The 21,489-nt window shown below is 60.4% G+C and carries 16 protein-coding genes and 1 pseudogene; 10 read left to right on the forward strand and 7 right to left on the reverse strand.

Annotation, left to right across the window (positions count from 1 at the left end; translation table 11 throughout):
- The first annotated feature begins 32 nt into the window (after window positions 1-32).
- The 5 genes from xacF to C454_RS19680 all read left to right on the forward strand — a co-directional run bounded on the left by xacF (window position 33) and on the right by C454_RS19680 (window position 6,839).
- Complete coding sequence (gene xacF, locus C454_RS01550; RefSeq protein ID WP_004971914.1) at window positions 33-1,481, forward strand: 2,5-dioxovalerate dehydrogenase; 1,449 nt, start codon at window positions 33-35, stop codon at window positions 1,479-1,481.
- 344 nt (window positions 1,482-1,825) lie between these two features.
- Window positions 1,826-2,590, forward strand: coding sequence for an IclR family transcriptional regulator (locus C454_RS01555; protein ID WP_004971916.1), 765 nt, complete (start codon window positions 1,826-1,828; stop codon window positions 2,588-2,590).
- 152 nt (window positions 2,591-2,742) lie between these two features.
- Window positions 2,743-3,501, forward strand: coding sequence for an HpcH/HpaI aldolase family protein (locus C454_RS01560; protein ID WP_004971917.1), 759 nt, complete (start codon window positions 2,743-2,745; stop codon window positions 3,499-3,501).
- A 226-nt stretch (window positions 3,502-3,727) separates the two neighbouring features.
- The gene (locus C454_RS01565; protein WP_004971919.1) at window positions 3,728-5,371 is read left to right on the forward strand and encodes a BCCT family transporter; all 1,644 of its coding nucleotides are present in this window, start codon (window positions 3,728-3,730) and stop codon (window positions 5,369-5,371) included.
- Between the two features lie 700 nt (window positions 5,372-6,071).
- Window positions 6,072-6,839, forward strand: a complete 768-nt coding sequence (locus C454_RS19680) for an IS6 family transposase (protein ID WP_081605176.1) — start codon at window positions 6,072-6,074, stop codon at window positions 6,837-6,839.
- Here C454_RS19680 and C454_RS20230 read toward each other — a convergent pair.
- Window positions 6,836-7,273 (reverse strand): hypothetical protein, encoded by a 438-nt coding sequence (locus C454_RS20230; protein ID WP_074795656.1) that lies wholly within the window; start codon window positions 7,271-7,273, stop codon window positions 6,836-6,838. The two genes, C454_RS19680 and C454_RS20230, sit on opposite strands and share 4 nt — an antisense overlap.
- A 95-nt stretch (window positions 7,274-7,368) precedes the next feature.
- On the opposite strand from C454_RS20230, the pseudogene C454_RS19685 reads away from it, so the two are divergent.
- Window positions 7,369-7,799 (forward strand): annotated as a pseudogene (locus C454_RS19685) (hypothetical protein).
- Window positions 7,800-7,870: 71 nt separating this feature from the next.
- On the opposite strand, the gene C454_RS01575 reads toward C454_RS19685, so the two are convergent.
- The 6 genes from C454_RS01575 to C454_RS01595 all read right to left on the reverse strand — a co-directional run bounded on the left by C454_RS01575 (window position 7,871) and on the right by C454_RS01595 (window position 15,815).
- Window positions 7,871-9,424 (reverse strand): glycoside hydrolase family 43 protein, encoded by a 1,554-nt coding sequence (locus tag C454_RS01575; protein WP_004971927.1) that lies wholly within the window; start codon window positions 9,422-9,424, stop codon window positions 7,871-7,873.
- A gap of 320 nt (window positions 9,425-9,744) precedes the next feature.
- Window positions 9,745-10,047, reverse strand: coding sequence for a hypothetical protein (locus tag C454_RS01580; protein WP_049904900.1), 303 nt, complete (start codon window positions 10,045-10,047; stop codon window positions 9,745-9,747).
- Between the two features lie 19 nt (window positions 10,048-10,066).
- Entirely contained in the window at window positions 10,067-11,353 is a 1,287-nt protein-coding gene (locus C454_RS01585; protein WP_004971930.1) for an RNA-guided endonuclease InsQ/TnpB family protein, read from the reverse strand.
- A complete protein-coding gene (locus C454_RS21100; protein WP_004971932.1) occupies window positions 11,354-11,476 on the reverse strand; it encodes a hypothetical protein in 123 nt (40 codons plus the stop codon).
- Window positions 11,477-11,804: 328 nt separating this feature from the next.
- Window positions 11,805-12,458 carry a ribonuclease HI family protein gene (locus C454_RS01590; RefSeq protein WP_049904916.1) on the reverse strand — a complete coding sequence of 218 codons (654 nt, stop codon included), beginning with the start codon at window positions 12,456-12,458 and terminating at the stop codon, window positions 11,805-11,807.
- A gap of 324 nt (window positions 12,459-12,782) precedes the next feature.
- Entirely contained in the window at window positions 12,783-15,815 is a 3,033-nt protein-coding gene (locus C454_RS01595; RefSeq protein WP_049904901.1) for a PGF-pre-PGF domain-containing protein, read from the reverse strand.
- A gap of 451 nt (window positions 15,816-16,266) precedes the next feature.
- Between C454_RS01595 and C454_RS01600 the strand changes: the two genes are divergently transcribed.
- From C454_RS01600 to C454_RS01615, 4 genes are all read left to right on the forward strand, one after another.
- Window positions 16,267-16,518: a hypothetical protein gene (locus tag C454_RS01600; RefSeq protein ID WP_004971938.1), complete on the forward strand. Its 252-nt coding sequence runs from the start codon at window positions 16,267-16,269 to the stop codon at window positions 16,516-16,518.
- A gap of 103 nt (window positions 16,519-16,621) precedes the next feature.
- On the forward strand, window positions 16,622-17,959 hold the full coding sequence (trkA, locus tag C454_RS01605) for a Trk system potassium transporter TrkA (RefSeq protein ID WP_004971939.1): 1,338 nt from the start codon (window positions 16,622-16,624) through the stop codon (window positions 17,957-17,959).
- The gene (locus C454_RS01610) at window positions 17,956-19,452 is read left to right on the forward strand and encodes a TrkH family potassium uptake protein (RefSeq protein WP_049904902.1); all 1,497 of its coding nucleotides are present in this window, start codon (window positions 17,956-17,958) and stop codon (window positions 19,450-19,452) included. Before trkA ends, C454_RS01610 begins: the two co-directional genes overlap by 4 nt.
- A 188-nt stretch (window positions 19,453-19,640) precedes the next feature.
- Window positions 19,641-21,446, forward strand: a complete 1,806-nt coding sequence (locus C454_RS01615; protein ID WP_004971942.1) for a hybrid sensor histidine kinase/response regulator — start codon at window positions 19,641-19,643, stop codon at window positions 21,444-21,446.
- Window positions 21,447-21,489: the final 43 nt, after the last annotated feature.

Here is a 21,489-nt window from a genome sequence, read left to right on the forward strand (position 1 = left end):
TATTATAATGAGGGTTCTGTGAATGAGAGTAGATGCCGGTGTTCAATAACTACTGTAACGGCAAGTGGACAGGCTCTGAATCAGGCGAGACGTTCGAGGTGCGGAACCCCGCGGACCCGGACGACGTAATCGGCGAGTTCCCGTCGTCGACGGCCGACGACACCCGAGACGCGGTCGATGCCGCGGTCGCGGCTCAAGCGGCGTGGGAAGACACCCCAGCGCCCGAGCGCGGTGCGATTCTCCGCCGCGCCGCGTCGCGTCTCGAATCCCGGTCCGACGAGGTCGCAGAACTCCTTGCTCGGGAGGAAGGAAAAGCGCTCCCCGAGGCGACGGGCGAAGTGGCCCGGGCCGTCGGTATCCTGTACTATTTCGCCGAGAAGGCGCTGGACCTGGGTGGCGACGTCAAAGCGTCGAGTTCACAGGACACGCGCCTCGAAACCAAGACCGAGCCGCTGGGCACGGTCGGGCTGATCACGCCGTGGAACTACCCCATCGCCATCCCGACGTGGAAGCTCGCGCCCGCGCTCGTCACCGGGAACACCGTCGTTCTCAAGCCCGCGTCTCGAGCGCCCGCTGTCGCACACGAAGTGGCCAAGTGCCTCGACGAAGCCGGCCTTCCGGACGGCGTGCTCAACGTCATCACCGGCTCGGGCAGCGAGGTCGGCGGCACGCTCACGACCCACGACGACATCGACGCGATTTCCTTCACCGGGAGCACGGTCGTGGGACAGCAGGTCGGCGAGACGGCCGCGGCGGACGGCAAGCGCATCCAACTCGAGATGGGCGGGAAGAACCCGACGGTCGTGATGCCGAGCGCCGACGTCGGCACCGCCGCAGAAATCGTCTCCGACGGCGCGTTCGGCGGGACCGGACAGGCCTGTACCGCGGCGTCCCGAGCCATCGTCCACGAAGACGTCTACGACGAGTTCGTCGACGAACTCGTGGCCGCCGCGGAGGACATCAGCATCGGACCGGCACTGGACGGCTACGACATGGGGCCGCACGTCAGTAAATCCGAGCTCGAAGGCACGCTGGACTACATCGACGTCGGCGTCTCGGAGGGTGCGACCCTCGAAACCGGTGGGTCCGTCCCCGAAGCACCGCGCCACGAGTCGGGCTACTTCGTCGAGCCGACGGTCTTCTCGGACGTATCCAGCGAGATGCGCATCGCACAAGAGGAGATTTTCGGGCCGGTCGTGGGCGTCATCCCCGCGAGTTCCTACGAAGAGGCGGTGACGCTCGCCAACGACACGAAATACGGCCTCTCCGCCAGTATCGTCACACAGGACCTCAGCGAGGCCCATCAGTTCGCCGACGACGTCGAAGCCGGCGTCGTCAAGATCAACGAGAAGACGACCGGTCTCGAACTCCACGTCCCCTTCGGCGGCATGAAGTCGTCGTCGAGCGAGACGTGGCGCGAACAGGGTGACGCCGGCCTCGACTTCTTCACGACGTCGAAGACGGTGTATCTCAACTACTGAGCCCGGTTCCGGGTTCACGCGCCCCGCACTTTTCGCCGTTTTTTCTTCCCGACCACGCAGAGCGTCGCGTCCGCATTCGACAGGGTACTAACACGACGAGACCACGGGACGTCGACGGGGCGTTCTATGGCATCGAACGGGTTCGTGCCTGCCGAGCGGTCGTTTGTCCGCCAAATTCGTTACAAGCATAGGCCTGTAAAACATGTCCGTACCAAAACAACAGTCCACCAGCGGTGTCACAAACCGTCACCAAAGGCGTCGATAATTTTTCAAACGAGCGTTCGACCACGCTGAACGATTATCGGTTGGGAAACATTCTATGGGCTGGACGCGGTAGGGGTCACATGACCGAGAAAGCGACCCGGCCGATACGGTCGGACGAAACGCTGCTGGCGATACTCGAGGCGCTGGAAGCGCGGACGGCCCCGAGCGTCAGCGACGTAGCCACTCACGCGGGAGTCTCGAAGAGCACGGCTCACAACCATCTGAGCACGCTCCGCGAACACGGGTACGTGGTCGACGGCGAGCGAGGCTACGAACTCAGCCTCCGGTTTCTGGAACTCGGCGAGAGCGCCCGCACGAACACGGAGATATACGAGGTCGCTCGGCCGCACGCCGACGAGCTCTCTCGGGAGACCGGACTACTCGTCAACATCAGCGTCGAGGACCGGGGGAAGGGCGTGTACCTCTACCGGACGAGAGGCGATGACCGCATCCGCCTGTCGACGCGGGCCGGCGAAGTTCACGAGCTACACTGCACCGCCACCGGAAAGGCGATTCTCGCGCACTTGCCGAAGCGTCGGGTCGAATCGATTCTCGACCAACACGGCCTTCCGAAGCGGTCGGAAAACACGATAACGGAGCGCGAGACGCTCCACTCGGAGTTAGCCGAGATACGCGAGCGAGGATACTCGGTAGACGACGAAGAGTACGGACAGGGACTGCGATGCGTCGGGGTTCCGGTTCTGAACGGCGATGACGCTGTCATCGGTGCGCTGAGCGCGTCGGGGCCCGCGACGGAGGTAGTCGGTGAGCGGCTGACGACGGAGCTACCCACGCACCTCAAGCAGGTCAGAAACCGGATCGAGTTGAACCTCCGCGATTACTGACGCGCGGGGCTACCGTTCCCCGGTCCCTCGGGCGCGCTCGAAAGTGCCATCGGGAGCCCCCCGCGACGCCGAACAGTATTCTATCACGCGAAACACCCGGAGTAGTGCGGCCAGCGGCAGATTGATACTTTGGCCCTCGAAACGTGGTCGATATGCCTGGAAATTCTCTCCGCGAGCGGATCGTAGACGGTGATTCCGTCCTCGGCACGTTTCAGATCGTGAACTCGATGATGGTCTCCGAAATCGCGACCGTGGCGGGGTTCGACTTCGTCGTCATCGACCAAGAACACGGCCCCGCCACCGCTCAGTCGACCATGCGGGCCTGTGCCGGCGCGCAGTCACAGGGTGGGTCGGCGGTCGTTAGGGTCCGGGAGAACGCGCCGGGCGAAATCCAGCGGGCCCTGGACGTCGGCGCCGACGGCGTGCAGGTCCCGCAGGTGGAAACCGCGGACGACGCTCGACGCGCGGTGAACGCGGCCAAGTTCCACCCGGTAGGTGAACGCGGACTCTCGCCCTACGGCCGCGCCGGAACGTACGAGGGGGGACCCGAGTTCGAATCGACGCAGAACGAAGAGACGGTGCTGGCGTTGCAGGTAGAGGGCGTTAAAGCGGTCGAGAACATCGATTCCATCCTCGACGTCGACGGCATCGACGTCCTGTTTCTGGGACCGTACGACCTCTCGCAATCGCTGGGCGTCCCCGGCGACGTACAGCACGAAGACGTCGTCGAGACCATGCGGTCCGTCGTCCGCAAGGCCAAAGACTCCGGCACGGTCGTGGGAACGTACGCCGACACGCCAACGCAGGCAGAAAAGTGGCTCGAGACGGGGGTCCAATACGTCACGCTCGCCGAGGACGCCCCCGTTCTCCGCAACGCCTTCTCGGAGTTGGCCGGGGCGGTCGAGCGCTGAGCAGTCACGACACGGCGGCGGCCGCTGTGCGCGACTACCAATTTGAGTAGAGATCCAAAGGATTTAAATATATAAAGATTGACCACACGTAGTGTATGTCAGGTATTAACAGGCAGTTTGTGGGAACTGCGGAACGCGTACTCCGTCTCCGAGTCGCGGAGACGCAGAAGACGTTCTACCGGCTCGGGCCAGTGCGCAGTAACTTCACCCGGACGTAACTATTCCAATGACAGGCTCACCAATCCGCGATGAGATCGCCAACCTGTACGACGAGATCGACACCCCCGTGTTCGCGATCGGGGTCTTCCTAACGGGCGTTCTCGTCTCGGCGTTAGCCTTTTACCCGAAAGCGTCGAGCACCGTGATCGGGAACGTCAACGAAGTCATCACGACGAACCTCTCGTGGTACTTTCAGGCGCTGATTTTCGCGCTCGTAATATTCTTCCTGTTCGTGATGATCAGCCCGTGGGGAGAGATTAAATTAGGCAAGCCGGACGAGCCGCCGGAGTTCAGCTACGGGTCGTACATCATGATGGTGTTCGCGGCGACCTTCGGGGCCGGAATCGTGTTCTGGGGGGCCGCAGAGACGCTGTCTCACTACGAGACCGTCCCTCCCTTAGTCAACGCGCAACCACAATCGGTCGGTGCGATGATCGGCGCGATGCAGTACACGATGTTCCACTGGGGCATCTCGCCGTGGGTCAACCACATGATACTCTCGGTCCCGCTCGCGTACTACGTCCACCGCAAGGACGCGCCGATGAAACCCTCCTCGGTGTTCGCACCGCTTCTGGGCGTGAACAACTTGGATAAGCCATGGCTGAAGGTCGTCGACGTCATCGCCGTGGTCGCCGCGGCCGGCGGCGCGACCGTCACCGTCGGCCTCGCCGCCCAACAGTTCATCACCGGACTGTCGTACAACTACGGCGTGTCGGTCGGTGACTTCGGGATTATCGCCCTCGTGACGGGGCTGACGGTCGGCTACACCGCTTCGGCCGTGTTGGGAATCGAAAAGGGAATAAAGCGAGTGTCCACGTTCAACGTGGTACTCTTCCTGTTCATCCTCGTCTGCATTCTCGTCTTCTCGCCGTTCGCGTCGATATTCAACCTTGGGACCGCTGGCATGGGGAGGTACATCGCGAACTTCGTCGATATGTCGCTGTACGTCAACGTGGGCGGCGGGCAGTCGTGGGTCGGCTCGTGGACGGTGTTCTACTGGGCGTGGTGGATTAGCTTCGCCCCGATGACCGGCATCTTCATCGCGCGCATCAGCCGCGGTCGGACGCTCAAACAGGTCATCTTCGGCGCGATGGTCGGCGGTACCGCCGCAACGCTTCCGTGGTTCGTCACCATGGGCGGCTACTCCATGCTGCTCCAGCACTCGGGGCAGGTCGACCTGCTGTCCATCATCGATTCCTACGGAATCTCAGTCGCCACGTACCCGATTCTGGCACAACTGCCGTTCGGGGAACTGTTCGTCGTGCTGTTCTTACTGCTCGTGTTCACCTTCCTCATCACGACCATCGACTCCGCGACGATCAGTTTGGCCATCCTCACCACCAGCGGGGGAACACAGCACCCGTCAATTGCCAATCGGTTCGTCTGGGGCGTGGTTATCGGGCTACTCACGTCGCTGCTCCTGATAATCGGCGGCGTGGGAATCCTCCAGAACTTCACGATTATCGCCGGGCTCCCGATGGCGCTTCTCGCCTTGGTGACGGTGGTCGGGTTCGCGTATCAACTGGAGAAGAGCCGTCCCGTCCTACTCACGCGCGAAGAAGACTGGGGGTCGTCGAACGCGCTTGTGAACTGGATCTCGTCGGCGAAACAGTCACAAAGTAATTCTGATAAGAGTACGGACAATGATTAGTCAAATATCGGTAACGAATCGGATTTGATGTAGTTCGGGACTTCACCAAGACCCGGTCAATTGTTTCTCCACACCATCGGGAGCGGACCGACCGCGCGACGGCCGAGTATTGTGAGAGCAGTCGATAGCTGCCCGAGACTGGTGGAGTCTCCCGACCATGGCTGCTCGTGAACGTCTCAGTACTCGTTTGACGCTGTAGCGCTATTACCCCAGAGATGAGTTGAACGTTCAGTTTGTATTCGGGATTTCGGTTCGAACGGGTCGGAGATGTCGAATCCGGCACACCCGAACAGGGAACTCTGAACGAATAGTGTTGGACAGAATTTACAAGCCATCTACCGATCCCTCAGCCGGTGTTCGAATCCCACTCTCGGGGTTCGAATCCACAACTTGCAGTGGGTGATCGGGGTATCACCACCCGAATTCGCTGCCAGACACCGCTTCGTTCTGGCGTTAACCACATCGCCCCCGAACGTACGGTTATCGCGTTCCCTCTCGTGACCCCTTCACTTCTATATTGTATGTTTATTTTATGTTACTATGTCCCTAAAGGCACTGTCTAGTTAAGCCAGTTTGAGGAACGAGCAGGTCGTTGAGTTAGTTGGTCAAGATGCTCGCAGACCTGCTCAGCGAGTGCTTTNGGCACTGTCTAGTTAAGCCAGTTTGAGGAACGAGCAGGTCGTTGAGTTAGTTGGTCAAGATGCTCGCAGACCTGCTCAGCGAGTGCTTTGCGACGGATTTAGAAGAAACTTGGGAGCGTGAGCGGACGGCAACGCCCGTCAGGGCGTTCGCCGTCCAGCTCCACGCGACCGGTTGTTCACTTAGAGAGACAAAAGAAATTCTTCGATTACTCGGCGTTGAACGCTCCCACCAAGCGGTTTGGCAATGGGTACATCGGCTGGCNTGTTCACTTAGAGAGACAAAAGAAATTCTTCGATTACTCGGCGTTGAACGCTCCCACCAAGCGGTTTGGCAATGGGTACATCGGCTGGCCGACAGCGGTCACAACCCGCCTGAGGCGAAGCCGAAGCGGGTTGCGGTCGACGAGACCGCTGTCAAAATCAATGGTGAGTGGTCTTGGCTGTACGCTGCAATAGACACCGAGACAAAGCTGATTCTTGACGTCGAATTGTTTGGACGACATGGTACCGACCCGGCTGCTGCGTTTCTCCATCGACTTTCCGAGAAACACGATCTCTCAGACACTGTGTTTCTCGTTGATGGCTACGGCTATCAGACTGCCCTCTCTCGATTAGGATTGAGCGGTCGGCTTGACTACGTCGAGCGAAACCTCATCGAAACGTGGTTTCACACCCTCAAAGTGCGAGTCGACCGCTTCCATAATTCGTGGGTGGGAAGTCACGGAAGCGTCCGCGAGTGGTTCATACAATTTGTGCAATACTACAACTTTCAAAGACCGCATCAAGCGCTCGACGGACGAACACCGGTCGAGGAGGCGACTAACTAGACAGTGCCGCCCAAATTGCTTTCTTCGATATACTGACTAGATTTGTCACCTATACTCTGTGAGACCTCGGCAAATGTATCTTCGTCAATATCGAATTTTATTGAAGACATCTCATGTCTTGCGAAAATGGGAGTGTCACTACTGTCGTAGAAGATTGCTCTAATAAGTGGCGTTGAAAATAGGTTCAAAACGGCATCAACTGCTTCTGGAGTTGCTTCAAATGTTTCGTCCAGATAGTTATCTTTATATTCTATATTTTTGATATTCTGGAGTCGTTTGAACTCTACCTTCTTTTCAAGCCCATCCATCGCTTCAATATGGATTTTTGAAACATCACGTCTGCTTGAACTCAGGACTGCTCTCGCGATCTCGCGCACCACTTCTTCTCTTTCAGATTTATCAATTTCTGTCGTTCGAATAAAATACTGACCCATATCGCTAATAAAATATTCGCCGACAAATAAATCCCACTCGGCACTGTCTAGTTAAGCCAGTTTGAGGAACGAGCAGGTCCTTGAGTGAATTGATCATGACGCTCGCAGACCTTCTCAGCGAGTGCTTTGCGGCGGATTTAGAAGAAACTTGGGAGCGTGAGCGGACGGCGACACCCGTCAGGGTGTTCGCCTCCAGCTCCACGCGACCGGGTGTTCACTTAGAGAGACAAAAGAAATTCTTCGATTGCTCGGCGTTGAACGGTCTCATCAAGCTGTTTGGCAATGGGTACATCGGCTGGCTGACAGCGGTCACAACCCGCCTGAGGCGAAGCCGAAGCGGGTTGCAGTCGACGAGACCGCTGTCAAAATCAATGGCGAATGGTCTTGGTTGTACGCTGCAATAGACATCGAGACAAAGCTGATTCTCGATGTCGAANGGTTTATACAATTTGCGCAATACTATAACTTCCACCGACCGCATCAATCGCTCGACGGACGAACGCCGGTTGAGGAGGTCACTAACTAGACAGTGCCTCCCTAAAAGACTTATAAAATTACTGTTAAATAGACGAAATAGTTCGCGTCTCTGGAGACAGCTTAGTCGCTGACCTCGAAGTACTCGAAGTCGCAGTATCCACCGTCGACCGCAGATTCGCTCGACTGCGCGACGAACAGACCGATTTTGGCACCGATCCAGCGTCCCTGCTGGGCTTGGAACGGCTCTCCAATCGACTCGAAGCCGGTATCGTCGGTCGCGTACGCGAACTGGACGCGGCCCCCATCTTCGACAGTCGCCCGCAGTCGTGCGGACGAGCCCCGGAGGGGTACTCGTTCAACGACCGTGTCAGGGTCATCCTCCGACGGGCTGGTGTTGCGACCCTGTATCAGACTGACTCCGTCCGTGGTCTTGCGGACACTGAGGTAGGCGTACTCGGAGCCCATGACGAGAAGCCCCCCGTGTCCGGCTCCCTCTTGGAGACCGCACCGGACCTCCGTCGTCGCCGTGAACGCCGGGGCGGGGAACTTCTGGAGGAGGAGGCTCGGGACGGACCACAGATTCTCAGACGCATCGACACGCTGTTGGAATAAACGGAGTGCGTCGGGGCGGTCAGTAAGCGAGTGCCAACCGAACTTCGGGTTCCCGTGCCACTGCCACTGGAGCCCTAAGCGGGCCGCTTCGAAGTCGTCGGAGGTCTGCGGGACCATCGTCGGAAGCGTCTCAGCGGCGACGTCGGGCTTTTCGCGCGTTCGGACCGGCTCGCCGGTCCCATCGCCGTCCTCGTCGCGACCGATGACGGGCCACCCGTCGGCCCAAGCGACCGGCTGGAGGTGGACGATGCGGCCGTACGGGTCGACCTCTTGGAAGTGGACGAACCAGTCCTCGCCGCTGTCCAAGCCCACCAGTGCTCCCTGATGCGGCCCGTTAATCGGTGTCTCTCCCTGGGCGAGGACGATTCGGTCGTCGTACGGGCCGTAGATGTCGTCCGAACGCAGGACCGTCTGCCACCCGTCGCTAACGCCGCCGGCGGGCGCGAAGATGTAATAACTCCCGTCTCGCTTGTACAGCTTCGGCCCCTCGATTGTCGGGTGGTCGTCGTGGCCGTCGAACACCTGTCGGCTTTCGCCGGTGATGTGTGTCCCGTCGGGTGCCATCGGGGCGACGTTGAGCACGCTGTTGAATCCGGCACGGCTCTTCGCGAACGCGTGGGCGAGATACGCGTTCCCGTCGTCGTCCCACAGCGGTGCCGTGTCGATCCACCCCTCGGCCTCGTGCACGAGCGTCAGGTCGGACCACCGACCCCGGGGGTCGTCGGTCTTGGTCATGTAGACGCCGCGGTCGGGGTCGCCGTAGAAGATGTAGAACGTCCCCTCGTGGTAGTTGATGGAGGGTGCCCAGACACCGTTCCCGTGCTGCGGACGGTCGAAATCGGGTGGTAGCTCGTCGATGGCGTGGTTGATGAGTCGCCAGTTCACGAGGTCGCGCGAGTGGAGTATCGGAAGCCCCGGGACGGCGTTGAAGCTCGAAGCTGTCATGAAGAAGTCATCACCCACGCGAACCACGTCGGGGTCGGAGTAGTCCGCGTAAATGATCGGGTTCCGATACCGGCCGTCGTCGAGGTTCGGGTCCCAGACTGCCGAGGTGTGTTTCATGATAGCCGACAACAAGTAACGCATGAATAAACGTTGTGTTCAGGTCCCTCGATTGCACGGCGTTGAACGCTCTCACCAGACATTCGGTACTGAGGGCATCGGGTGGCCGACGACCGATGTGTCCCGCGTGAGACGAACCGAATCGAGTTGCAGTCGACGACCCCGCCGCGAGCGACGTTCATCCATCCGAAACACAGCGTAACTCCCGCGAGCAGACCGTCCGAGCTCGGTGTCCGTATGAACTGTATTAGTTCTGCAAAACATCCTGCCGGATTCATGCCCGCGCTAAAGCATGGGGCTATCTCCTCAGACTTCCGTAATCAGGAGACGATTTGGTCGATAATCTCTTCTTCGGCGGCCCGGGTCTTCATCTCCTCCCACGTCTCGAAATCAGTTCTGCCGGCGACGTACTCGTCGAGTCGGGCACGCGAGACGTCCCGTACGTCGGCAACGTCGTCGAACGCCCACGGGCTCTGATCGCAGAACGCGGCAAACGAGTCGAACTCGGTGTGGTCGCGCATGAACGGTTGCGAGAAGAAGGTGTCCGACTGGACCCGAGTACCCGCTTGCAGTTCGCCGATTCGGTTGAGGGCGGTCCCGACTCGTTCCTCGAGATCCTCCAGTCCAGTGAACTACCCCACCCTACTCGCTCACGGCTTTCGCCGTTCGCTCCTTGAGGGTGGGGCTTCCTGTTTCCACGACGCGCTTTGCAGATACCGAGGCATCCACAGGGAGCGCAGTCTCCACAGGCGTTAACGAGAGCAAATCTCTCGTTCGCCCATCAGAAACGCGACGCGTTTCTGAGGACGTTGATTCGGAGCGTCCCGCTCCTAACCGCTTCCTGATACCGCGAGAAAGAATGTTCCACGCCGCATTTGCATCCCTGTCTGCTTCGAACCCACACGCCGGACACGAGTGTTCGCGAACCCACAACGGCTTGTCCGTTGAAACGCCACAGGATGCACACTCTTTGGTCGTCCCACGCGGATTCACGGCGACGAAGTGCGTCCCTTCGCGTTCGCACTTGTATTCGAGCATCCGCAGGAACGTCCCCCACGCCGCGCCTGCGCGGTTGCGCGAGTTTCCCGGCAGTTCGACCAAACTCTTCGTATTCAAGTCTTCCACGGCCACGAAGTCGTACTCACGGGCGTAGTAGTTCGAGAGCTTGTGGAGGAAGTCCCGGCGCTTTCGCTTGAGGTCGGCGTGACGTTCGGCCACAACACGGCGCTGTTTCTCCCAATTCTCTGACCCGTGTTTCTTCCGCGAGAGGTCGCGTTGGGCGCGCTCCAACCGTTCGCGTTCGTCCGATAGGTCGAGAGATTCGACGGCGGTGCCGTCCGTGTCATGGGCGTACTTGCAAATCCCCACATCGATGCCGACACACTTCTCGGGATTCTCGGGTTTCGCGGGTGGGTCGTCTGGGGTTTCGACGCCGAGGATGGCGAACCACTCCCCGGTGGGTTCCTGTTTGACGGTGACGGTCTTGATGTCGGCGTCGTCGGGCAGGTCGCGGTGGAAGGTGAGCGGGATTTCTCCGAGTTTCGAGAGCCACAGTCGGGTCCGACCGCTCGTGTTCTTGAGCTTGAAGCCTGATTGACTGTAGGTGAAACTGCGGTACTCGCCCGGTGCTTTCCACTTGAGCGTCCCGACGCGGTAGCCGTTGTCTTTGCGCCCGCGAAGCGTCGAGAGATTGTCGTACAACCGTTGAACGACTTTCTGAAGAACCTTCGAGTGAACGCTTTTCAGGTCGTTCCACCACTTCTTGAGGCTTGGCAAGCGTTTCTGTTCGGAGTACGACGAGGTATTGTCTACTCGATTGAGACGGTGGAGGAAGTGGTTGTAGACCTGTCTACAGGTATCGACAGTCCACGCTAACTGGTCTGCGAGAGCGTCAGACGGTCGAAGTCGATACCTGTAGTTGTAGTTCATCTACGAGCGTTCTTCGATAAGTTCGTCAAGTTTCTCTTGGACGAACGACGAGAGGTTGAGGTGGTTGTCCTCGACCCACTCGGCTTGGTCGTCGCGGATAGAGATGTTCTTGCGCGTTGCCATACCACACAATACACAAACTACACAAATAAGAGTTGTGATTGCGTGGACCTGTGGGCCGAGCGTCGGACGTGTTTGAGAACTGTGCGGCGTTGACCAGACGCTTGCGTCTCGTCCGCACACAAGAGCCCTGCTCTTGTGAACGCTGTATCCCCTCCCTACTCGCTCGTTGAGGAAGTGGCCTTAGCGCCTCAATTCAGGTAAAAGCCACGGCCACTCACTGGCGTCAGTTCGAAACGATGTGGCACATGGTGACCGGGTGGGTTGCGGCTCGCGCGAGCGGGGTGGGCACGTCGCCGACGGGAGTTCGGGACACCCGCGACGAGACGAGCTATCCCGGCCCCAAGGCTGCGATGTCGGTACCGACTGTCGCCAGCGCATCGGCGGGGTTCGGGTCGCGGTCAGCCAGATGCGTGTACCGGTGGTTCGGGACGCTCGACAGCGCTGCGGCGATAGCCTCGCTGTACGTCTCGACGCCCGGTTCTGTCGGCTCGTTACCTCCCCAGACATCGCGGATGACTGTCATCGAGTCGATTCGGACTTCGAGGCTGTGTGGCTCGTAGCGAGACACCAGTTCGGATAACCCGAGTTGGAGGGCGACGTACTCGGCGGTGTTGTTTCCCGTCCGAGACCCGACGGGACGGCCGAGCCGTGCGAGTTGGTTCTCTTCTGCGTCCATGATGACCGCGCCCGCACCCGCCGGACCGGGGTTGCCGCGCGAACTGCCATCGACGTACAGGATGAACGAATCGTCGGTCGGTGCGGGGACTGACGGGTGAGTGAGTTCCGACGACAGCAGGTCATCGAGCGCGCGCCGCAACTCACCCGGGGTCGTCGCGGGGTCGAACAGGCCGCCGTAGCCGGGGACGGCGTCGTCGATGACGTCGGTGGCGGCTGCCATCTCGTAACCGACGCCCGCGAGGACCTCGTCGACGAGCGTGGCGAGTGGTGAGAGGTGTTCGGCGGGAAGCGACTCCTCGGTCACGTCGCCGACACCTCTCCCCGGCTTCCGCTCCGGTCCCTCGCCCTGTCGCACCTGGATGCACTCACCAGCCCGTCGAACAGCTGCATAGCAGCACTCGGTCGTCGAACGAGATAATTCCTTCAGGTTGGTTGGCGAGGGACGTCGGTACGACAGCCTCCTCGGGTAGAACAGCGGTGGCACTTCACCAGACGGCACTGTCCAGTTCAAGACGAAGCCTCACGTCCGGTTCGGACCTCGCCGGTCGAAACGGACGCGTTCGACCCACACCCACGCAAGTCGTGACCGTGTCTGGCGGCACTCACTTCGTGAACGAGATCGCCGGTCTCACGGTGAATCGGAGTCCTCTTTCGACCGGTACCCAGCTCGTCGGACGCCGAAAGCGCTAACCAACATCGCGATTACTGTCAGCCCGACGCCGAATCCAGGCGCGTCACCAGCCGTCGTGGCCGGCTCGTCAGTTGTGACCGTCGTGTCCGTGGTGTTCGGTTCGGTCGTCGTGGTTGGTTTGTCAGTTGTGACCGTCGTGTCGGTCGTATTTACAACTGGAGCCGCTCCGATCACGAACGTCGACAGTCCTGGCGAGGTGGCTTCCAACGTATACTGTGCATCAGTCTCCTCGACGATAGTGGTCGGCAGCCGGTTCCACTGGGTCGTCTCGTCGCGGTAAAGTGCGACAGAGTCGGGATCGAGGTCCGAGTCGGCGAGGCGTGACTTGCGGAGACTAACCGTGAATGTGACGTTTTCGACATCCTCGTCGGCAATTGTGTGGTTGACGGCGATCGTCCCCACCGACTGCGACCCCGTTTCAGCGGTGAACGACGGCTCGGTTTCGTCGCTTCCGGCGTCGCCGGTCGTGATGTCGAGTTCGAAATCCGAGCTGTCGTCGACGTTCATCCGCAGACCAGTGAGTGATAGGTCGCGTTCGGCATCGTCAGGACTGGCCTCTCCGAGCAGAATCTCGACCGGCTTGTCGGTCGAGGGGTCCGAGACGTCGACGCGCCACGTGCCCTCGGCCCCGCCGTCGCCGACGGTTACGCGAACGTCGGGCTCATCACTGGACGACGAGGACGACGAAGACGACCCCGAGCGACGGGCGGGTTCGTCGACGCCGATGATCGTTACCGTGATCGTCCCACGTGCAGTATCACCGTCGACATCCGAAACGGTGTAGGTGAAGTTGTCCGTCGTGTTCTCCCCATCATCGAGGGACTCGAACTGCCCGTTCGGGTCGTACGTCCAGCTTCCGTTCCCGTAGACGGTGAGATTCGCCCCCGAGCCGAGCGTGAGGACTCTCCCGTCGCTGAACATCGTGCCGTTGACCACGGTCAGTGAGTTGCCAGCGTCGGTGGCGGTCCCTAGTTCTAGGAGGTCGGCGCTCTCGCCGTCGGCGATCGAGAGCACGGTGTCCTCGCGAGTCGTTTGTGAGCCGTTGTCGGGTGCGAGCCGGGGTTCGGCAGCATCGCTCACGGTGACGGTGATCGTCTCGGTGGTGTTGATGCCGAACTCATCAGCCGCCTGCACGTCGACCACGTACTCGTTGTCTCCGTCGGCATCGGTCGCGTTCTCGAAGTCCGGTGCGCTGTCGAACGAGAGGGTGCCGGTGGTGGCGTTGGTGTTGAACGCTGACCGATCCACTCCACCGACGAGCGAGTAGATGATGTCGGTGTCGTTGCCGTTTCCGTCGGTGGCGTTCACGTCGGCTGCAATGACGGTGTTTTCGGCGACGGTCCAGTTCTCACTGGAGGCGAACGACGGCCCCGTGTTGTCGACGGCGAACGACTCGCCGTCCGTATAGCTCCCGTCGGGACTCCCGGCTGCTCCGGCTTCGACCAGCGCGTTCCCGTCCGCGTCGGTGATACTGTCGTCGTCGACGAGGTCGACTCGGAGGTCGCCCGTGCCCGAGACGGTGTCGACGGTGACGACGTATCGGCTGTCAGCACCGGTAACCGAGATGTCGTCGTCCCCGTTGGTTGTTGTCGCGGTGCCAGTGGTTGCAAGCGTGAAATCGTCGGCGTCGACGCCGGTGACCGGCTCCGAGAACGTCACGGTGAGGTTCACGCGTTCGGCGGTGGTTGCCTGAACGTCTGGGTCGTTCCGGGTAATGGACTCGACGACTGGCTTTGCGATACCCTGCGCTCGAAGCTGCGCCGTCCGGTCGATGCCCCGCAGTATCGGATAGCCGTCCGTCGCCGCGTCCGTCTCCTCGCGTTCGACCATCTCCCACGTGTTGGTGAAGTCGAGGCCGGTCATGTTCGTCTCCGCACTCGCCCCCCGCATCTCGGGAGCGGGGGCGGTATCGGACGTCGCTCCGAAGCCGTCGACTTCGGTCACAGTTATCGGGTCCCAGCCATTTCCATGGTTCACACTCGACTCGTTCGTCGTTCCCACGTCCCAATAGGACCGCTCCACGGTAACAGGACTAACAGCGGTGCCACCGACGATGCCACCGATACCCTGTGTCTCGTCGCCGATACTGAGTGCCCCGGTGGCGTACGAACGCTGAACCGTCCCCCCGGAGGCCATCTGGTAGGCCCCGAGCACCCCACCGACGTACCAGCTTCCGGAAACCGCGCCAGTGGCGTAGGAATCCGCTATCGTTCCGGTGGTGACGCCGACGAGCCCACCAACAGAAGCGCCATCGAAGCCACCCCCCTCTCCGACGACGGCTCTCGCCGCGAAGGAGCGAGTAACCGTCCCCCGGTTGTAACCGACCAGCCCGCCGACCCAGTCGTCTGCACTACTGCGGTCCCCGTTGGCGTAGGAACGACGAATCGTCCCGTCGTTCCGGCCGACCAGGCCGCCAACCCGTTCCCGCCCGGTGACCTCACCGGTGGCGTGGGAACCCTCGACCGTCCCATTGTTAAACCCGGCGAGCTGTCCGACCCTTCTGGCACCGGTGACGAACCCGCCCTCGAGGCCAACCGCTCTGACCGTTCCTCCCGGACCGACCTCGCTGAACAGGCCAACGGAGTACGCCCCACCTCGGTTGATAGTCAGCCCCGAAATCGTGTGGTTGTCACCGTCGAAGGTGCCCATGAACTCATTGCTTTTGTTGCCAATCGGGTCGAACCCATTGCTGCTGTCCCACGTCGACGTCTCGCTCGCGTTGATATCTCGGGTCAGGACGTAGTTGTTTCCGAGTCCCCTGTCCTCGATACACTGGAGTTTGTCGAGACTGTCGACCTCGTAGTACGTTTGTCCCGAAATGGTCTGATTCGTCCACGAAATAGCGCTACACTGTGAGGCATCCGGCATATCGGCGGCTACCGCCCCCGAAAAGACGGTGGCACCGACACCCAACGAAACGACGAGGAGTGTTATTACCACGAGTACGCGGCGGCTGCCCGTCGTGCCCATCAGGCACTCACTCCGTCCAACCCTCGGCTGCGCCGACTGCGGTCGACGGCCGTCCGTAACGCGGTTTCATTCATATATTCAGTACGAATTCAACCGCAAGTATAGTCATTGGCTGAGACGGTGTTTCACCGAATGAGACAAATGTCATTTGAGAAATCAGAACCGTAGTCGCAGCCGTGTGGCGGTGACGCCGACACGCCGGCGGGTGTGATGCACTCAATCGAATAGGATAATTCCGACGAGTGGAAGGACGTTGGCTATGGATAGTCCAAGCAAGGTCCGTCGCCACATCCGGAGTCTGTTCTCCATAGTCACCCAAGGGTTTCTCAGTAATTGGTTAATTCTTTATATCCAATAGGTCGGGTCGTTAATCGGAGTGGCCTCTGCACTGCAGATTCCCTGTGCGTCCGGGAGTACTAGTTAGCGTTGCTGGTTCTACTGCTGGCTCGCAGTGCTGGTGATCTTCCTGCTGGCCTGGATCAACTTCAACGCGGAGATTGCCTCGCCGTCGCTGGCACTTCGGGCCGGCAAGGTGCTCCGGTACATCGCCCTCGTTGGAACCGCCGGCGCCGTCGTCACGACCGGGTTCGCGTGGCGCGATGGCTACTGGACTCGGTCCGCTCGGTTACACTACTCGGTGGTGACACTCCTCGCTCTGCTGTTCGTGTGGCAGCTGTCCCTGCTCCGCATCCTGCCCCTGTAGCACCCAGTCCGAGAAAGATGATTCCAGACCCGGAATACCGAGAACGGCTTTTTAGTAGGTCCCATGCGTTAGGTATCCTAATGGTTACGTCCAGAGGACAGCCATGCGCGTGATTGTCGTCGGGGCTGGTGAAGTCGGAGCGAACATCGCGATCAGTCTCGCTGAGAGTCACGACGTCACCGTCATCGATGTTAATCCGGAGAAAGTCGAGGAGCTCACGTATTCGAGCGATATATTGGCGATTGAAGGGGATGGGACCTCGCTCGGAATACTCGAAGAGGCAGGCATCGCCGAGGCGGATATGCTCATCGCCAGCACGGACGACGACGAGACGAACTTAGTCACCTGCGGGACGGCGAAGACGACGGGCGATGTCTTCACTATTGCTCGGGTCCGGAACGCAAACTTCCTCGATACGTGGACGCGATCAGAGAGGGCGTTCGGGGTTGATTTCATGGTCTCGACGAACCTGCTGACGGCCAACGATATCGTCCGCGTCGTCGGGCTCCCGGCCGCCGTCGACGTCGACCCGTTCGCCGGTGGACTCGTCCAGATGGCCGAGTTCGAAGTGGCGGCAGATAGTGAAATCGTCGGACGGACCGTCGAAGAGGCGGACAAGTTCGATGCGCTCACGTTCGCTGCACTAGTTCAGGAGGGCGATGTCGTAATCGCCCGTGGACAGACCCGAATCGAAGCCGGAAACAAAGTGATCGTCATCGGCAGTCCGGAGAGCGTCCAAGCGTTTTCGAAAACTGTTGCCTCAGCCGAAACCGCGGATGAGGCTCGCGATATCGTCGTCGTTGGTGGGAGTGACATCGGGTATCACACGGCTAGGCTGCTCGAAGAGCGCGGCCTCGAACCCCGTCTGATCGAACAAGACGCGGATCGCGGCCGCCAACTCGCCGAAGACCTTCCCGGAACAATCGTGATGGTACACGACGCGACGGACGTGGACTTCCTTGTCGGTGAACACATCGACCGGGCGGACGCAGTCATCGCGGCGACCGACAGCGACGAAAAGAACCTCTTGGTCTCGTTGCTCGCAAAGAACATCGGTGTCGCTCGTACGGTCGCCGTCGTCGAGCAAGGCCAGTACGCAAGCTTATTCGAAGCGGTCGGAACCGACGTCGCGATCAACCCCCGTGAAGCGACCGCGGAGGAAATCGTCCGCTTCACACAGGAGGGACAGGTCGAAAACCTCTCGCTCATCGAAGGTCGCCAGGCAGAAGTGCTAGAGATCGAGGTCGACGAGGCAAGCGTGCTCGCGGGACGCCCCATCCACGAGAGCGTTACTGAGCTTCCATCCGATGTGGTTATCGGTGCGATCACTCGCGATCAGGAGTTCATCGTTCCCCGTGGCGGGACCGTCATCAACGCAGGTGACCACGTCGTTCTCTTCGTAGCCGCAGACGTCCTCTCTCGCGTTATGGAGCTCGTATGAGAATTCGCGTCGATTGGCGGGTTAGCTGTCGACTGGTCGGGACGATTCTCAAATGGCTGTGGGTGCCACTCCTCCTTCCACTCGGAATCGCTCTCTACGACGGAACGGCGCTGCTCCCGTTCATCCTCCCGATACTTGGTACAACGCTCCTCGGGGTCGGGCTCGAACAGCTCACCGACGAGCGTGACCTCCGAGCGCGGGAGGCGTTTCTGATGGTCTCGCTGACGTGGTTGAGCATCGCGCTCGTCGGTGCGGCCCCATTCGTTCTTGCCGGCGATGGAATGCTTGCAACGCCGGTGAACGCCCTATTCGAGAGTATGAGCGGAATCACGACGACCGGCGCGACGGTCATCGTGGATTTCGAACGCCACTCGCGGGCCATCCTCATGTGGCGAGCGGTCCTGCAATGGCTCGGTGGACTCGGCATTCTCGTTCTGGCGACGGCTGTCCTCTCCCAACTGTCCGTCGGCGGTGCACAGCTCATGGAGACCGAAACCCAGATACAGGACGTCAACAAGCTCACACCCCGGATTTCGGAAACAGCCGCCCTTCTCTGGAAGATCTACATCGGCCTGACCGGGCTCCAGGTGGCAGTTCTCTACGGACTCCATTTGATCGGATACGCGCCGGAGATGACGCTGTACGACGCCGTAGCGCATGCGTTTACGACCATCTCGACGAGTGGCTTTTCACCCCGTGGCGACAGCATCGCCGCCTTCTCGCCCGCCGTTCAGTGGGCGATTATCCCGTTCATGGCAATCGGTGCCACGAGTTTCATTCTACTGTACTTCGCCTTTCAGGGGAACTTCGACCGACTCCGCAATAGTGACGAATTCCGCTTCTACGTCGGACTGCTCGGGTTCTTCACGGTCGGTGTCGGGGGAGTGTTGTTGGTCGACGGTGCTCCCTATACGAGCCTCGAACAGATAGCTCGGCACGCACTCTTTCAGGTCGTCTCGATAATGACGACGACAGGGTACGCGAGCACGGATTTCAACCTCTGGTCGGCAGCGGCCAAACACCTCCTGTTCGTCTGTATGTTCATCGGTGGGATGGCCGGTAGCACGACCTGTTCGATCAAGACCCTCCGGTGGCTCGTCGTCGTGAAAGCATTCAGCCGAGACCTGTTTACGGCCTCGAACCCGAGCGCGGTCCGACCAGTCCGCCACAGTGGGAACGTCGTCGACGAAGAGACGGTCCGGGACATCTACGCCTACACGCTGGTTAGTCTCGTGTTCTTCATCGTCGCGACAATCTTCGTCGTCGTCGACGCATCCCGAGTACAGCTGTCAGTCACCGAATTCGAGGCCATGAGCGCTGCGGCAGCCACGTTCTTCAATGTCGGGCCGGCGTTCGGAATCGCGGGACCACTCGAGAGCTACGAGCCGTTCCCGCAGTCGACGAAGATCGTGATGACCTTCCTCATGTGGGTCGGTCGGATCGAAATCATTCCGGTGCTGGTGTTACTGACGCCGTCCTACTGGCGGTCGTGAAAAGCGAGGTGAAATGACACTAGTTTACTTGCGTTCCACTTCTCGATGTCCGGGCGCTCATCACCCTCTTGGGACTCGTCGGGTCACGCTGAGCGTGGAGGTCAACTACTCCGACACGGGAGAGTCGTGTTCCTCCGACCGCGCCCACCCTTAAGTATCTACTTAGCGAACATTCAAGCGGGATAGATATGAGCGAGTTAGTGGATGAGGTGGTCGTCTTGTACGTCGACGACGACGAGGACTTCACCGAACTAACGGCGACGTTCCTCGAACGGGAACACGACCGGTTCCGGGTCGAGACGGCCACCTCGGTCGCCGAGGGGCTCGACCGCGTGGCAGACACGGAGTTCGACTGCGTCGTCTCGGACTACGACATGCCCGAGCGCGACGGATTGGATTTCCTCGAAGCCCTCCGCGAGGACGCGCCGGACCTCCCCTTCATCCTCTTTACTGGCAAGGGAAGCGAGGAGGTCGCGAGCGACGCAATCTCCGCGGGCGTCACCGAGTACCTCCAGAAGGAACACGGGACCAGCCAGTACACCGTACTCGCCAACCGTATCGAAAACGCGGTCGAGCAGTACCGCTCACAGCGCGCGCTCGAGACGAGCGAACAACGCCTCTCCCTGTTCATCGAACAGTCTCCGCTCGGCGTCCTCGAGTACGACAGCGACTTCCAAATCGTCGGGCTCAACGAGCGCGGCGAGGAGATTCTGGGCTATACCGAAGCGGAACTCCGCGGCCACAGCTGGGAACTCATCGTCGCGGACGATAGTTACGACAACGTCGACGCCGTGACAGACCAGCTTGCAGTCGCGGAGGGCGGCTACCACAGCATCGACGAGAACGTCCGAAAGGACGGCGAACACATCCGCTGTGAGTGGCACAACCGAACCATCACTAACGACGACGGTGCGGTCGTCGGCATCATCTCGTTGTTCCAGGACGTGACCGAACGAACCCACCGTGAGGACGAACTCGAACGGACCAACGCCCTGCTCTCGACGCTCATTCGGTCGCTCCCGGTCGGCGTCCTCGCCGAAAACAGCGACCGAACCGTCCTCGCCATTAACGAGCGACTGCTCGAACTGTTCGATGTCTCGGAACCGTCGACGGAACTCATCGGCGCAGACTGTCGGGAACTGGCGCAGATGGCCAGCGAACTCGCGGTTGACTCGGAGGGCTTCGTCGAGCGCGTCGACGAACTGATCGCCGGGACAGAGTCGATCCACAACGAGACAGTCGCTCTGACGAACGGTCGGACGCTCAACCGAAGCTACGAACCGATCGAACTCCCCGAGGGGACCGGCCACCTCTGGATGTATCGCGACACGACCGAACAGCGAAAGCGAGAGCAACAGCTCCAGCGCCAAAACGAGCGGCTGAGCGAGTTTGCGAGCGTCGTCAGCCACGACCTCCGGAACCCGCTGAACGTGGCTGCTGGGAACGTGGAACTGGCCCGCCAAGACCACGAAAGCGACCGTCTTGCGACCGCCGCGCGGGCGTTGAACCGCATCGACGACCTCATCGAAGACCTGCTCACGCTCGCCCGAAAGGGCGACAACGTCGGTGAACTGGAACCGGTGTCCTTGGGTCCGCTCGTCTCCGACTGCTGGGAGACCATCGAAACGGCCGGCGCTGAACTCCAGACGGACGTGACGGCGACGGTCATCGCTGACCGAAGTCGGCTCCAACAGCTCGTCGAGAACCTCGTCAGGAACAGCATCGAACACGGTGGAGACGGCGTGGCGGTGACAGTTGGTGAACTTCCGGACGGCTTCTACGTCGAGGACGACGGTGTCGGCATCCCAGCCGAGCGCCGCGACACCATCTTCGAAGCCGGCCGCACAACCTCGCGTACGGGTACCGGATTCGGGCTCGCAATCGTCAAGCAGGTCGCCGAGGCCCACGGATGGGACGTTAGCGTCGCCGACTCTGACGCCGGCGGGGCACGATTCGAGATTACGGGAGTCACGTTCGCTGATGTCGACGACTGAGCCCCACGCCGGAAGCTTTTACAGGCCCCGTGCGGACCGCTGT

This window comes from Haloferax gibbonsii ATCC 33959 (genome assembly GCF_000336775.1).
In the GTDB taxonomy this organism is placed as follows: Archaea; Halobacteriota; Halobacteria; order Halobacteriales; family Haloferacaceae; genus Haloferax; species Haloferax gibbonsii.

What these genes read in the sequence shown, in the direction of transcription:
- xacF (WP_004971914.1), top strand. Translation starts at nt 33, where the DNA reads ATGCCGGTGTTCAATAACTACTGTAACGGCAAGTGGACAGGCTCTGAA.
- C454_RS01555 (WP_004971916.1), top strand. Translation starts at nt 1,826, where the DNA reads ATGACCGAGAAAGCGACCCGGCCGATACGGTCGGACGAAACGCTGCTG.
- C454_RS01560 (WP_004971917.1), top strand. Translation starts at nt 2,743, where the DNA reads ATGCCTGGAAATTCTCTCCGCGAGCGGATCGTAGACGGTGATTCCGTC.
- C454_RS01565 (WP_004971919.1), top strand. Translation starts at nt 3,728, where the DNA reads ATGACAGGCTCACCAATCCGCGATGAGATCGCCAACCTGTACGACGAG.
- C454_RS20230 (WP_074795656.1), bottom strand. Translation starts at nt 7,273, where the DNA reads ATGGGTCAGTATTTTATTCGAACGACAGAAATTGATAAATCTGAAAGA.
- C454_RS01575 (WP_004971927.1), bottom strand. Translation starts at nt 9,424, where the DNA reads ATGAAACACACCTCGGCAGTCTGGGACCCGAACCTCGACGACGGCCGG.
- C454_RS01585 (WP_004971930.1), bottom strand. Translation starts at nt 11,353, where the DNA reads ATGAACTACAACTACAGGTATCGACTTCGACCGTCTGACGCTCTCGCA.
- C454_RS21100 (WP_004971932.1), bottom strand. Translation starts at nt 11,476, where the DNA reads ATGGCAACGCGCAAGAACATCTCTATCCGCGACGACCAAGCCGAGTGG.
- C454_RS01595 (WP_049904901.1), bottom strand. Translation starts at nt 15,815, where the DNA reads ATGGGCACGACGGGCAGCCGCCGCGTACTCGTGGTAATAACACTCCTC.
- trkA (WP_004971939.1), top strand. Translation starts at nt 16,622, where the DNA reads ATGCGCGTGATTGTCGTCGGGGCTGGTGAAGTCGGAGCGAACATCGCG.
- C454_RS01610 (WP_049904902.1), top strand. Translation starts at nt 17,956, where the DNA reads ATGAGAATTCGCGTCGATTGGCGGGTTAGCTGTCGACTGGTCGGGACG.
- C454_RS01615 (WP_004971942.1), top strand. Translation starts at nt 19,641, where the DNA reads ATGAGCGAGTTAGTGGATGAGGTGGTCGTCTTGTACGTCGACGACGAC.